Origin of the sequence: Paenibacillus planticolens, from assembly GCF_013141725.1 — a bacterium.
Lineage (GTDB): Bacteria > Bacillota > Bacilli > Paenibacillales > NBRC-103111 > Paenibacillus_E > Paenibacillus_E planticolens.
In genome coordinates this window covers 221,047-234,941 of sequence record NZ_WHNZ01000007.1, presented here as the reverse complement: position 1 = coordinate 234,941, position 13,895 = coordinate 221,047, and the positions used below count along the sequence as shown (strand labels likewise).

Below are 13,895 nucleotides of genomic sequence, written 5' to 3'. Positions count from 1 at the left end.
TCGCCATGTATTGGCAGAGGGTCTTTCATTTGTTGCTGCTTTTCTGACATATGCTTATTGACGTCCAATCCATATATGTGTACTATATATTTAGATATTTAGAAATTTATCTAAATTTCAAAATATATGGCGGTGATATGTTGTGAATGAGGCTTTTAAAGCATTATCGGATCCGACTCGTCGGCAAATTTTGCAGTTGTTACGGGACAAAAGTATGAGTCCCGGAGAAATATCGGAGCATTTCCAGATTAGCAAGCCAAGCATTTCTCATCACTTGAACTTGCTCAAGCAGGCAGGACTAGTCTTAGACGAACGGCAAGGGCAGAACATCATTTATACGCTGCATACGACAGTTGTAGAAGATGTTATCGGATGGATGTTCAATATTATTAACAAAAGTGAGGGTGAAAAATGATGAAAGTAATAAGAGAAATTTTTCTTATATTGATTAGCGTTTCGCCGGCTGTCGGGGCATTACTTCTATACAACCAGCTTCCTGAAACGATGGCTACACACTTTAGTGTGAATAACGAAGTGAACGGTACCATGAGCAGAGGAATGTTGATCGTCATGCTTATTTTGCTTGGTCTTATTCCGGTTATACTCCGTGTTTTACGTTTCGTCGACCCCAAGAGAGCAAATTACGAACAATTTTCAAAAGCATTTGAAGCATCTCGAGCCGGTATCGCTATTCTGTTAACTGTAATTGGTTGGATGATCATTGCTTACAACCTTGGATATCATGTCGACATGACGAAGGTGATCTTGTTCGTTGTGGGTCTGTTTTTCGCGATTATGGGCAATTACATGACCCAAGTTAAGCATAATTATATGTTTGGCGTACGAACCCCGTGGACGCTGGCGAATGAAGAAATATGGAGAAAAACCCACAGACTAGCAGGCCCTCTTATGATGATCGGTGGGATCATTGCCGTGATTTCTTCGTTCTTAAGCGGTTCAGCAGCAGTAATCGTATTTCTCATAGTGATTTTAACTGCATCTATTATTCCTGTGATTTATTCCTATCTGTTATACACCCGCAGTAAAGTTAAATGATGATGTGTTGCATGGGGAAAATGCAATTAAGAGAACTTTCCTATGTCTATTCGGGCATTAGGTAAAGTTCTCTTTTGTTTTTTACTCTTATATTGGATTTTGCTGTACATATTTTCCTGTTAAACAGGCCTCAAACATATCAATAATGAACAAAAATCTTTCTGCTTCACGAAAGACGTGGTCGGTAAGCAATGGATGAATAATACTCTTGATACGACATGCATCAATTAAATCTCTTGCTGTCTTTTTAAAATCACGGAGTGAAGCGACTGAAACCCGATTTTGGTCAAGGAATTGTTCTAGCAGCGGTGTAGTTTGTGATTGAGGTCGCATTCCACTTAAATCAATGGCTTGAAATAAGAGCTGGTCAAAATCGCGACTAAAATTTCGTGCTTGCTCAACGAGTTGGCGTTTTTGCCTCTCTACTCGTATGATCAACTAACAAAGGAAAGTTATTTGCACCAGGAAGTTTACATTGGATGATTAGTCCAAGAACCTTCCTTTTAAAAGCCCAAATGTGAGAAGCTGCTGAATGTACTTCTATGTTAAAGCGTCTGATTTGTTCAGGATCCGTTGCTTCGGTAAATGAGTGGGATGTGTCTTCAATCTGCTCAAAAATACTATAAAAATGATTTGCTTCTTGGATTAGTAGCGTATCTTCGCAACGAAATCCTAATTTTAGAAATAAGGAATGTTCTTTCATAATGCGTGACCAGAATCGGATCTCATCCAATGAACGCACAACAAACTCATTTGACAATTCAGACACACTCCTCACATATAGCTTTTATACCACATGTATAATGAGGAGAAGAGCAACATATTTCAATCTTTATTAAGGTCTACATTGTTTTGCAGTTTGGATGATTATTCGCTAATACGTGGACTAGCTGGATCGCAGCTTATTGGACTAATAACGCCTAATTGTGCAAGTTTGATTAGATAATAGCACTCTTCACGGGCCATATGATCTGCCATCAATGGCTGTAAAACACCCAAAGCCTCACGTCCTATTCCTAACTCTTCAAGTTCTTTTAGGAATTGTCGAAACAAAATCATTTCAACCTCTACATCCTTATTGAACCGTGCCAAAGCCGGAAATTGGTTTAAATTCGTTCGCAAGTAGCCTGCCAATTCAACGGCCTTCAAATAGAAATCGCGAAAATGAAGTTCAAATACCTGACTTTTCTCGATCAACTGTTTTTCAGAAAAGTCCAATGTACCCAAGATAGTTGCGGCATGTCCTGAAGCATCAAAAAGCCATAATAAATGATGGTGTATATCGTTGTATATGGGGGCGGGTTGCCCTGCTAAAAGGGATTCCAGAACACGCAGATATTCCTCGATCTCATTGATCATATGGTTCAAAAATGCTTGAGAAAGGCTCAAGCCGATCTTTCCAGTCAATGCTCTGCGAAGTAAATGTAACTTAAAAGTACGAAGTTCCTGTGCATATCGATAAGCATCATGATTTAATTTGTGCATTCCTTCAAATTCGTTTGCAACGTGAACGCGATTTAATAGCTCATCAAAAACATGAATAAACCTAATCGACATTTCAATCTCCTGAACCTCATTTACAGTTAATGCATTCTTGATAAATCTGGCATGGTCACCTGCTACTTGTAACCAAAACCGATGTTCAAACAAAGCAGACGATAAATATGTATTCAAAGGTGCAGCCTCCTACTAGGTGATTATTAGTTTTTATGAATAGTCCTCATTTCAATATATTATGTAGGAATAGTTATATACCCTAATAGATGTTGCTCCCATTCCGGGTGATGTTTGATCCTAATCTCAAAACAAACAAACAAACAAGCAAGCGCTTCGGCGTCTTGCTTGTTTGTTTTGAGATTAGGCGTGCAGGCACATATGTGGTAAGATACGCCGCATTGATGATGGAGCTGCTGATTTGGGATAGGGTAGAAGAGCTCGTTTTGAATTCATCCATAACTATTCCCGTCCCATCGATAGAAAGCAAGCATCTCAATGTCAATATCGACCCCAATGCCACTGCCGCAGGGTATAGTGATTTCACTATTCGAAGGCTGAATTGGAATTAAATTTGCAAAAGGATTATCCATAACATCCCATTCTAAAGGCTCGATTGCGTCATTTTCCATCTTGCCCCAAGGCTCCAAACAAGATTGAGCGAAAATAGCATATAGGCGTGATAACGCGCCATCATAGGCATGTGGTGTTACACGAACGCCAAAACTTCTAGCGAGACTTAATGTTTCCCGGTAACCGTCAATGCCGGACACATGCAGAGGATCTGGAGTGATATAATCCAGAGCTTGTTGGAGAAGATGAGGGATAAAATCTGCTGCTTTTTCGATATTCTCGCCGCCGGCAAGAGGAGCGGACAAACGATTTCTTAGCCATACATAGTCAGCAATGCGGCTGATCTGCAGCGGCTCTTCCAACCATAGAAGATTAGGCAAAGCATCGAGCAGAGGCTGCCAACGTAAAGCAGCAGTTGCGTCATAGCTTTGATTAGCGTCCAATGCTAAACCGATCTTTCCTTGTAACAATGTCTGCACCGACTCGATATGCTGTTTGTCTTCGGGGATAGATTTTCCGCCTATTTTTACCTTAATCTTGTCAAAACCTTGATGGATTGCATGCTCAATAGCTTTCAGAGAATGTTTTTGCCAATTTGTCTCTTCTGAATAAGACTGAAACGAAGCATATACCGGCACTTTCTCTCGAAACTTGCCTCCCCAAAGGTCACACACGGATACATAGCATGTTTTGGCCATAATTTCTGTTAATGCCATACTTACAGCCGCAGACGAACGGGAATGCCATTTTTTCAATGTCCGAACCAAAGTAATTCTGTCAGCTACTGACTTCCCAATCAAAAAGGGAATGATTCGTTCTTGAAAACCTTTATGCAAGGTCGGCAGCCAATCAACGCATTCTCCCCAACCTTCGACGCCTGCATCTGTCGTTATTCGAATCAGATAACAAGTTCGGTATGCTTTCATACCGTTAGCGTCCCCATATCGCTTGGGAAGAAGGTAAAGGAGTGGAAATGTTTCAATTTTTCGAATCAGCAAGGAGTTATACCTCCCAAAATTTCGTTACCAAATTCTTATTTATCATACTAAGCCTCGTTAAAAGTATTATGTCTATTACGGGGATCAATTATGAAGCCATTGCTAATATATGTAATAATTTCTTGTGATGCAGGAAATGATTAGAAACGAATAGAGTATTCATGAAAAGAGGTAGCAGCATGATTTGGCACGCATGGTCTATTGATCGAATTCTTATTCTCTTCGTCAGTTTGGCATTTTTAGCTCTCGGTATCCAAGTGACAATGTTTCATTACCGGCAAAACTTTCACAATAAATCGATGTGGGTACCCGTCATTTCAGCGCCTATTTTTTTTATAGCGGGCATGATTTTGACCTGGTGTAATGTTGGTTGGCTGCATAGTTTGTTTTCGGTTCTAATGTGGTTGGGCGTTTTATTTGGCCTGGTGGGCTTCTTTTTCCATTTTCGGGGAGTGGGTATTCGAGTTGATGGTTGGTCATTAAGCAATTTTCTCAAAGGCCCGCCAATTATGCTTCCGTTATTATTCTCCGCTATGAGTGTTCTCGGGTTGATTGCCATGTATTGGGAGGTGAGCTGATTCCATGCAAACGCAAAACTATAGGAATGAAGAAGTAGATGTAGTGATTGTTGGGGCAGGGGCAGCCGGAGGTGTGCTCGCCAAAGAGTTGAGCGAAGCCGGAATGAGCGTTGTCGTCCTGGATGCGGGTCCTTTTCGTGATACGCAAAAAGACTTAGCAAGTGACGAGCTTACCATGCAAAGCTTAGGATGGCAGGATACTCGAATTGTGGCTGGAACTAACCCATTAACAATGGGGCACAACAATTCCGGCTGGGGGATCGGCGGAGGGACGGTGCACTTTACGGCGGTTTTTTTACGATTTCATGATGCAGATTTTAAAGCTAGAACCATGGACGGCGTTGCCGATGACTGGCCGATAAGCTATGAGGATCTAGAGCCTTACTATGCCAGAACCGAAAAGGAAATTGCCGTATCTGGACCTAAGCATTTTCCATGGGGGAATTACCATGGTCCCTATCCTTATCCCGAGAGGGAGCCTCTAAGTCCGAATGCTTATATGTTTAGGAGCGGATGTGAGAAGCTTGGGATTCGTTCTTCTGTAGCTCCTCTTGCGATTCTTTCTGCACCGTTTGAAGGCCGGCCTCCATGTATCAATCGCGGCTTCTGTAATCAAGGATGTATGCCTGATGCTAAATTCAGCACCCTCATCGTTCATATTCCTAAAGCTATAAAAGCTGGAGCAGAAGTGTTGGCCGATTGCATGGTGACGCAGGTAGTAATGGGGAAAGATGGGATGGCGAAAGGAGTCGCTTTTGTACATGAGGGAAGAACTTATGAGCAAAAAGCTAAAATTGTGATTCTGTCTGCTTTTGTTGTAGAAACGCCACGATTGCTTCTTAACTCTGCCAATGCACAGTTTCCGGACGGGCTAGCCAATAGCAGCGGATGGGTTGGGAAATCGATCATGGTTCACAGCTCCCAAGACGTCTATGCCAGATTTGAGGATGAGATCAGACTGTATAAAGGCACACCGGTTTTAGCAACAACGCAAGATTTTTACCGTACCGATCCTAAAAACAATTTTACTCGCGGATATACACTTCATTCTCATGGCTCGAGGCCGGTCGAGTTTTCCAAAGCCATTTCGCAAGCGGAAGGTGGACCCGTATGGGGGGAGCGTCTCAGGGAGACGTTATTGAACTATAATTATTACGGGAGAGTTACATTGGTTGGCGAAGTACTTCCGAATCCATCTAACCGAGTCACACTGGTGGACGAAAAAGATGAGTACGGTTTGCCACGCGCAAAAGTAACGTTCAGTTATGGTGATAACGATCAGAAACTGATCGAACATGCTGTCGGGAACATGAGTGCAATTCTCAAGGCGGCGGGTGGGAAAGTCGAATACGTCGTTCCTGACACCGCGCATATGATGGGGGGCTGCCGTATGGGGAATGACCCGAATTCTTCAGTTGTCAATTCTTATGGACAAACCCATGACATTCCTAACCTATTTATATGTGATGCAAGTATATTTGTAACGTCTGGCGCTGGGAATCCAACGAATACGGTGATGTCGCTTGCGCTGAGAACCGCGGAATATATTAAAGAGAAAGCAAAACGGTTTGAATTGTTGGGGGCGAGGTCAGTTTAGCGAATTGCATGCTTATCCAGCTATGACTTTCCATAGAATTTGGTGTATAATACCGATAAACCAATACATTCCTTTGTTTTATGAAGAAGACGAAGTAAGTTAACGGGAAAATCTCCCACTAAATTTAGAGGGAAATTTTCCTTTATTTTGACTAGAGAAGTATAACTGCTGGGAAGTCTGTCCCCTCAAGTCATAGAAATGGCCGGGGATAGCCTCTCATTGTGGGAGGACAGGCCATGAACAAAGAAGACCAGGTCATCCTGGGTTTCAGGGACGTATATAACAAGATAGTTTGGCTTAATAAGGATAAGATGGAAGAGAGTCTTAAGGGGTATAAGTCTTCCGAAGTGCACTGCGTCGAATACATTGGAAATAATATTGACTCCAACGTGACAAAACTTGCGGAGTCCTTTTATATGACTCGCGGCGCAATGAGTAAAATAACGAGGAAGCTCATGGAAAAAGGCCTTATCGAAAGCTACCAAAAGTTGGATAACAAGAAAGAAATTTATTTTAGGCTTACTGAGCAAGGGAAAGTCATTTATAAAATCCATGATGACCTGCACAAAGAGTTTCAAAAGCGGGATAAAGCCGTATTTGAGCAGGTAACCGAGGAGCAATTTGAGAGTATGCTACGCTTCTTGGAAAAGTATAATCAGCATTTGGATACAGAAATTAAGAAACAGGGTATAGATATGAAGTCGGAATAAATTTGAATAATGAAAAAGAAAACACAAGCAGCCGGGCACTATCGTGAACGGGCTGCTTTTTTGTGTTGTTGTTTTGTTGACAAGGAAACAAAAATATGAGAAAATCATTTTGTTTCCAAGGAATCAAAATTGCAATTTCTTTTGAAGGGAGAATGTAATGTTCAAATCTAGATCACTCAATAAACAGAATACAGAACAAACCGTAGATAAACATGCTTTATTATTCGGTCTTATCTCTGTGTTTCTTTGCGGAATAGGCTTCAGTATCATAGCACCTGTCGTCCCATTCTTAGTGCAGCCTTATATTAACAATCCGGGAGAACAGGCTATCGTTGTTACGCTGTTGACCTCTGTTTATGCAGTCTGCGTGTTTTTCGCGGCCCCCGTGCTTGGCGCTTTAAGCGATAAATATGGCCGTCGTCCATTGCTTTTAGTATGCCTATTGGGTTCCGCAATCGGGTACTTTGTTTTTGGCATAGGAGGAGCTTTATGGATATTATTTGCTGGGCGCATCATAGAAGGTATAACTGGAGGGAGCATTAGCACGATTTTCGCCTATTTTGCAGACATCATTCCTCCAGAGCAGAGAACCAAATACTTTGGATGGGTGAGCGCAGTTGTAGGTGTAGGCACTGTCATTGGCCCAACGCTAGGTGGACTGCTTGCCAAGTTTGGTTATTCGGTACCCATGTATTTTGGAGCCGTAATAACATTATTGAATGTTGTTTATGGATACTTTTTTATGCCTGAGAGCCTAGCCAAAAATAACAGACTGAAAGAGATTACCTTTATAAGATTGAATCCATTTACACAGCTTGCCAACCTACTTTCTATGAAAAACTTAAATAGGCTGCTTGTCTCAGCGTTCTTACTTTGGATACCTAATGGATCTTTACAGGCCGTTTTTTCACAATTTACTATGGATACATTCAGTTGGAAGCCTGCACTAATCGGACTTATGTTTTCAATTATGGGCGTCCAAGACATCATTTCACAAGGTTTCATCATGCCTAAGCTTTTGAAGAAAAGAAGTGATAAACAGATTGCCATTCTTGGAATGGTATCAGAGATTATAGGCTACAGTCTTATTGCGCTGTCTTCTTTGTTCGCATTCTATCCTCTTTTAATCGCTGGAATGTTTATATTTGGTTTTGGCGATTCGATCTTTGGGCCTTCATTCAATGGGATGCTCTCGAAGTCTGTCGATGCTAGTGAGCAAGGGAGGGTTCAAGGAGGCAGCCAGTCTATTCAGGCTTTAGCAAGAATGATTGGGCCTATCATTGGAGGTCAAATTTATGTATCATTTGGTCATGCTGCACCTGCTTTTATGGGTATGATCCTTATAGCAGCGGCGATTTCTGTTTTGTATAAGAGAACGCAAGTTGCATGACAATAAACAGGAAAAATTATCATGGAATAGGACGCAATCAGAGGAACTCCATATTAACGGAGTTCCTCTTTTCATCTAGCCTCGCCATTACCATTTTATGTATAAGGAGAATCCCGACAGGAAAGAATATGCCTAAATCTTCGATCGGAGCTTGAATATGTCATTCTGGAAACAATTTCGCAAACAATGGAGCAGAAAATCCCAGAATCCGAAAAAAGAGTTCGAAACCAATTCGGGAAAGCGGAATCTGTCCACCGATTTGCAAACGAATATCGATCAAATGAAGAAGGAATTCGGTTATAGCCCTGACATTATCATACGTAAATTCCACCTAGGCACGGAGTCCGTGCTTAAAGCAGCTGCCGTTTATATGGATGGATTAGTCAACAAAGATGCCATCACGCATTTTGTGGGACATTTTCTGGGTAGTGAAAACCTGGATCTGTCGCTGACAAACGTAAATCCGCACGAGAGCTTATTGCATTTTTTAAGAGATCATGCTCTAGAGATCCATGAATTGAACACGATGGATACATGGAGCGATATGATGATGTCATGTTTGTCTGGCGATACGGTTATTTTGATTGACGGTTCCGATAAAGCCATCAGCGCCAACACCAGAGGAGGAGAACAAAGACCAATCTCGGAATCTACGACGCAAGTTGTTATCCGCGGTCCTAAAGATGCATTTACCGAAGTGATCGGCACCAACATCGCGCTTGTCCGCCGCCGCATCAGAAATCCGAATTTATGGTTGGAAAATATTAAAATCGGAACAATCACGCCAACAGATGTATCTATTTTGTATCTCCATGGCATTGCCAATGAGGATCTAATAAAAGAAGTTAGGAAGAGATTTCGTGAAATCGACATCGATTCCATTAAAGAGACCGGTAATATTGAAGAATTGATCGAAGACCAGACATTTACGCCGTTTCCGACCATTTATAATACGGACCGTCCCGATATTATTTCCGCCAATATTCTTGAAGGAAGAGTAGCCATATTCGTGGACGGAACACCATTCGTACTCATTGTACCAACGATCTTCTCTCAATTTTTCCAATCTCCGGATGATTATAACCATCGTTTCGATTTTGCAACATTTGTGCGTCTGCTGCGTTATATCAGCTTTTTTATATCGATCATGGGACCTGCCATCTACATCGCCTTGATCACATTTCATCAGGAAATGATTCCGTCACAGCTCTTGTTCAGTCTTGTTTCTTCAAGAGAAGGGGTTCCTTTCCCCGCGTTAGTTGAAGCATTGATGATGGAACTGAGCTTTGAAATCTTGCGGGAAGCGGGCGTTCGTATGCCCCGTTCTGTCGGCCAAGCTGTTTCCATCGTAGGCGCGCTCGTCTTAGGTCAAGCAGCGGTACAAGCTGGTATTGTTTCCCCGGCTATGGTCATTGTTGTTGCTATTACCGGAATTGCCAGTTTCGCTTCGCCTGCGTTCAATATTGCCATAACTGCAAGAATGCTTCGTTTCATCCTGATGATTTTGGCCGCAAGCTTCGGTGCTTTCGGCATTACGATGGGGACGATTTTTTTTATTGCTCATATGACCAGCCTGCAGTCGTTCGGGACACCTTATTTGTCGCCTTTCGCGCCATTCAATCTATTCGATCAAAAAGATGCTCTGATTCGTTTGCCACATTGGTCGGTCATCGTGAAGTCTAAACTACTCAAATTTAAGAAAAATAACCAGCCTTGGAAAGGGAACCCATCCTCTTTCAGTAATCATGGAGAAAGGAATGAAGATGAAGACCATTATTAACGTTAAACGGTTTTTATTAATCTTAATCCTTTTGGGAACGATGATGATGACGGGGTGCTGGAACCGGAGAGAGCTATCGGATCTATCCATTGTTTCCGCCATAGGCGTGGATAAATTGCAAGATGATGAGTACCGCGTCTCTTTTCAAATTATTAATCCTTCGGAAGTAGCAGGCAAATCTTCCGGCGGGGGCGGCGGATATTCACTGCCTGTAAGCGTGTATTATGGGGCGGGTAAGACGATTCGTGAGGCTACTCTTAATGTTTCGAAGCAACTGCCGCGGAGGATATTTTTCTCTCACGTACGTCTAATGGTCATCGGAGAGACGTTAGCTCAAGACGGCATAAAGGAGCTCTTTGATTTTATCGAAAGATTTTACGAGGCCAGGCTGAACATTAATGTACTTATCGCCAGAAATGGGGACGCGAAATCCGTTATCGACATCCTTTCTCCCATTGAAAAAGTACCCGGAACCTCCGTTGTGGATCAATTAAAATTAGCATCAAGTGAATTTTCGTCGAATATGAGCAGCGAAGTGGTAGACGTCATAAAAATGATCGTCAGTGAAGGGAAAGAACTTAGCATTAGCGGTATACAAATATTGGGCAACCCTAAATCCGGAAGGCAACAAACGAATCTTCGGACAACGGAACCAAAAGCGATGCTTGCAATTAGCGGAATTGCGGTATTCAAGGATATGAAATTAGCAACATGGTTAGATGGAGACGAGTTATACGGTACAGAATGGACATTAAATAAAATGAAGAATACGATTGTCACTCTCGATTGTCAACAAAAAGAAAATTCACTCGATATCATTGTTCTCCGGTCAAAAACAAAACTGCACGCAAAAGTTACTGCTGGGAAACCTTCTATTGATATCGAGATCAAAGAAGAAGGCGACGTCGCTGAAGTAAGATGCGGTCTGGATCTGAGTGATCCTGAAGAAATAATGAAATTAGAGAATGCATTTGCTGAAAAGACGAAACGAATGGTGCTCGCAGCCGTTCAGAAAGCACAAAAAGCAAGAACTGATATTTTTGGTTTTGGGGAATATGTGAACATGGAAAACCCAAAGGCATGGAAAAAGCTCAAGGGTGACTGGAGCACTACATTTGCCGAAGTTCCTGTAAATGTTGAGGTGACCGCTTATATACGCAGGACCGGTTTAGTGACAAAGCCTTATTTCTACAAAAAATAAGTTCGTGCAGTCGCGGGAAGGTGTTTGATGCTTATGGAAAAAATGAAAATCAACGCGTGGCAATACTTTGTGCTCATCCTTCTATTTGAATTCGGAACTGCGATAGTTGTGAGTCTTGGGGTAGCTGCCAAGAAGGATGCATGGATTGCCATTTTGCTTGGTCTGATTGGAGGATTGATCCTGTATAGTGTCTATGTCACTTTATTTCATAGGCATAGGGGCTTGCCGTTAACCGGATATTTGAGAGAAATACTTGGAAAGTATATCGGGTGGTTTGTAGGATTACTATATCTTCTTCTGTTTATTTATGGTGCCGCAAGAGATTTGAGAGATGCCGGGGACTTGCTGGTAACGGCTCTTTATGATCAAACGCCGCTATTTGTTGTGAACTTCATCATGTTTATTGTTATTGCTTATGTGTTGTATAAAGGGGTTCAAGTTCTGGTAAGAACAGGGGAGATCTTCTTTTTGATTTTGGTTTTTTTGGGGATCATGGGCAACGGGCTTGTCTGGTTGTCCGGTCTCGTAGAGATTAAAAATTTATTGCCCGTACTCGAAAACGGTTGGAAACCGATTTGGACCGAAGCTTTTCCGCAGACGCTGGCTTTCCCATTCGGGGAAATGATTTGTTTTACAATGTTGTTCCCGTACCTGCAAAAATCTCACACTGCTATGAAAACCGGTCTATTTGCCATGGTATTGGGCGGTCTCGTATTAAGTTATACGATTACGCTTGAAATCTCCGTACTTGGTTACAACATGGTAAGTCGCAATGCGTTTCCTTTGTTATTAACGATCAGTATTGTAAAAATTGCAGACTTCCTGCAGCGCTTCGACGCGATCGCGATTTTAACCTTTATTATTTGTGATTTCTTTAAGATCGCTATGTTTTATTATGCGTCAGTTTTGGCGATCGCAGATTTATTTAAGATTAAAGAACAGAAGAAACTTGTTTTACCGATTGGTGTCGTCATTCTTTTCAGTTCCATGACGATTGCCAGCTCTTTCACGGAACACATGAAGGAAGGAATTAAATTCGTTCCGTTTTCTCTGCTGTTTCCTTTCCAAACGGTTATCCCGATCCTGCTACTCCTGATCTCATGGCTTCGACAGTACTGGAGCCGTACGAAAACCAGCCCTTAACTCTCTGATTTGTTGAGATATCGAGACAGAAGAGGCGGTGCCAGTAACATCATTACGATTACTATCAAAATAACGATCTCTGCAGGCGACAGCATTCTCAGCGTGCTTAACATGCCTCGGATTGAGTAGTGCAGACTTATCCCCGAAAACAGATCAATGGCCATTGCATAAGCAGTGGTTAATACAAACATTAAGAAAGCCAGCAGCAGTATTTTCATCATCGGCAGCTCCAGTCATAAAATCGATCGTTGTTTTTCAGCTACAGCTCACCGTTTATGATTACCATTCTTTTTGGTTTTTATTGTCCATTTTACAAATGGATCTGAAAGGCGTCTGGCAGGATAATAGAACAATTGCATGGAATTACTTAATTGTGGACAGGAGGTTAAAAAAATGATCGAACAAGTTACGGTTATGGCAAACGCAGCCTACCCATTGGAAGGAATTTTGGCGTTGCCGGATTCTCATACTGACGACAAAGTCCCGGCAGTTGTATTTGTGCATGGCTCCGGTCCCTTGGATAAAGACGAAACGATTGGCGCAAACAAGCTGTTTCGAGACCTTGCGGACGGACTTTCCAAGGAAGGGATTGCATCGCTCCGGTACGATAAACGCACGTATACCTATGGCAAGCAGTTAATTCAAGAACTCGGCGGCAAACTTACAGTAAAAGAAGAGATCATTCAGGATGCGATTATGGCTGTCCAAATGCTAAAGAGAGATCCTCGCGTGGATGCAAACCGCGTTTTCTTGATTGGGCACAGTCAAGGCGGGATGCTGGCCCCCAGAATCGAAGCCGAAGGCGGCGACTTGGCAGGAGTATTAATCTTAGCCGGTACTTCCCGAACGCTTGAAGAAGTCATCATTAACCAAAATGAAGATTCCATACAGCAGCTTGAAAAATCTCAACAAGAGATAGCCTTCAAGCAGGTAAAAGAACTGCAAGACAAGTTTGATGCTATATCCGAAATGACGGATGAGATGGCGCAACAGACCATTTTGTTCGGTTCTGTCTATACTTGGTATCTGAAAGAAATGAAGCAGCATCCAATCAAAGATTATTTATTGCAAAGCAAAAAACCAATTTTCGTCATTCAGGGTGATAAAGATGTACAGGTTTCCGTAGAAAAAGATTTCGACCGATTCCGTGAAATGTTAAAAGACCACCCGAATGCCACATTCAAGCTCTATCCCGGTTTGAATCATATGTTTATGACAGCTGTGTACGGTACGTTGAAAGACATTTGGGAGGAATATAATATCCCGCAAACCGTGGACAGAACTGTTGTAGAAGATATAGCACAGTGGATATTGTCGGTTAAGACCGCGGCAACAATTTGAATACAAGACAGGATGGAGCCATTGGAGGTGTTAA

Annotated in this window: 14 protein-coding genes and 1 pseudogene; 11 read left to right on the top strand and 4 right to left on the bottom strand. The window is 42.1% G+C overall.

The annotated features are described in order from the left end of the window. Positions 1–142 precede the first annotated feature (142 nt). Together GC097_RS01605 and GC097_RS01600 are read left to right on the top strand one after the other, a co-directional pair. Positions 143–415 carry an autorepressor SdpR family transcription factor gene (locus tag GC097_RS01605; RefSeq protein ID WP_171681593.1) on the top strand — a complete coding sequence of 91 codons (273 nt, stop codon included), beginning with the start codon at positions 143–145 and terminating at the stop codon, positions 413–415. Beyond that, positions 415–1,056 carry an SdpI family protein gene (locus GC097_RS01600; RefSeq protein ID WP_246293877.1) on the top strand — a complete coding sequence of 214 codons (642 nt, stop codon included), beginning with the start codon at positions 415–417 and terminating at the stop codon, positions 1,054–1,056. Before GC097_RS01605 ends, GC097_RS01600 begins: the two co-directional genes overlap by 1 nt. Before the next feature lie 87 nt (positions 1,057–1,143). Here GC097_RS01600 and GC097_RS01595 read toward each other — a convergent pair. From GC097_RS01595 to GC097_RS01585, 3 genes and pseudogenes are all read right to left on the bottom strand, one after another. After that, positions 1,144–1,759: pseudogene (locus tag GC097_RS01595) on the bottom strand (DUF2935 domain-containing protein). A 164-nt stretch (positions 1,760–1,923) separates the two neighbouring features. Continuing rightward, positions 1,924–2,730 carry a DUF2935 domain-containing protein gene (locus tag GC097_RS01590; RefSeq protein WP_171681591.1) on the bottom strand — a complete coding sequence of 269 codons (807 nt, stop codon included), beginning with the start codon at positions 2,728–2,730 and terminating at the stop codon, positions 1,924–1,926. A 272-nt stretch (positions 2,731–3,002) separates the two neighbouring features. Further along, positions 3,003–4,121: a mandelate racemase/muconate lactonizing enzyme family protein gene (locus GC097_RS01585; protein ID WP_171681590.1), complete on the bottom strand. Its 1,119-nt coding sequence runs from the start codon at positions 4,119–4,121 to the stop codon at positions 3,003–3,005. Between the two features lie 179 nt (positions 4,122–4,300). Here GC097_RS01585 and GC097_RS01580 point away from each other — a divergent pair, with 179 nt between their 5' ends. From GC097_RS01580 to GC097_RS01550, 7 genes are all read left to right on the top strand, one after another. Further along, the gene (locus tag GC097_RS01580) at positions 4,301–4,699 is read left to right on the top strand and encodes a hypothetical protein (protein ID WP_171681589.1); all 399 of its coding nucleotides are present in this window, start codon (positions 4,301–4,303) and stop codon (positions 4,697–4,699) included. Between the two features lie 4 nt (positions 4,700–4,703). Further along, a complete protein-coding gene (locus GC097_RS01575) occupies positions 4,704–6,296 on the top strand; it encodes a GMC family oxidoreductase (RefSeq protein WP_171681588.1) in 1,593 nt (530 codons plus the stop codon). A gap of 236 nt (positions 6,297–6,532) precedes the next feature. After that, positions 6,533–7,006: a MarR family transcriptional regulator gene (locus GC097_RS01570; protein ID WP_171681587.1), complete on the top strand. Its 474-nt coding sequence runs from the start codon at positions 6,533–6,535 to the stop codon at positions 7,004–7,006. 157 nt (positions 7,007–7,163) lie between these two features. After that, a complete protein-coding gene (locus GC097_RS01565) occupies positions 7,164–8,396 on the top strand; it encodes an MFS transporter (protein ID WP_171681586.1) in 1,233 nt (410 codons plus the stop codon). 157 nt (positions 8,397–8,553) lie between these two features. Further along, positions 8,554–10,176 carry a spore germination protein gene (locus GC097_RS01560; RefSeq protein WP_171681585.1) on the top strand — a complete coding sequence of 541 codons (1,623 nt, stop codon included), beginning with the start codon at positions 8,554–8,556 and terminating at the stop codon, positions 10,174–10,176. Continuing rightward, the gene (locus tag GC097_RS01555) at positions 10,142–11,377 is read left to right on the top strand and encodes a Ger(x)C family spore germination protein (RefSeq protein ID WP_312875593.1); all 1,236 of its coding nucleotides are present in this window, start codon (positions 10,142–10,144) and stop codon (positions 11,375–11,377) included. Before GC097_RS01560 ends, GC097_RS01555 begins: the two co-directional genes overlap by 35 nt. 33 nt (positions 11,378–11,410) lie before the next feature. Next, positions 11,411–12,520 carry a GerAB/ArcD/ProY family transporter gene (locus tag GC097_RS01550; RefSeq protein ID WP_171681583.1) on the top strand — a complete coding sequence of 370 codons (1,110 nt, stop codon included), beginning with the start codon at positions 11,411–11,413 and terminating at the stop codon, positions 12,518–12,520. Here the strand turns inward: GC097_RS01550 and GC097_RS35465 are convergent. Next, positions 12,517–12,684, bottom strand: coding sequence for a YczF family membrane protein (locus tag GC097_RS35465; RefSeq protein WP_512699039.1), 168 nt, complete (start codon positions 12,682–12,684; stop codon positions 12,517–12,519). The genes GC097_RS01550 and GC097_RS35465 overlap by 4 nt on opposite strands. Between GC097_RS35465 and GC097_RS01545 the strand changes: the two genes are divergently transcribed. Both GC097_RS01545 and GC097_RS01540 read left to right on the top strand, forming a co-directional pair. Continuing rightward, the gene (locus GC097_RS01545; RefSeq protein WP_171681582.1) at positions 12,642–12,917 is read left to right on the top strand and encodes a hypothetical protein; all 276 of its coding nucleotides are present in this window, start codon (positions 12,642–12,644) and stop codon (positions 12,915–12,917) included. The two genes, GC097_RS35465 and GC097_RS01545, sit on opposite strands and share 43 nt — an antisense overlap. Next, positions 12,914–13,861, top strand: a complete 948-nt coding sequence (locus GC097_RS01540; RefSeq protein WP_171681581.1) for an alpha/beta hydrolase family protein — start codon at positions 12,914–12,916, stop codon at positions 13,859–13,861. Before GC097_RS01545 ends, GC097_RS01540 begins: the two co-directional genes overlap by 4 nt. The last annotated feature ends 34 nt before the right edge of the window (positions 13,862–13,895 follow it).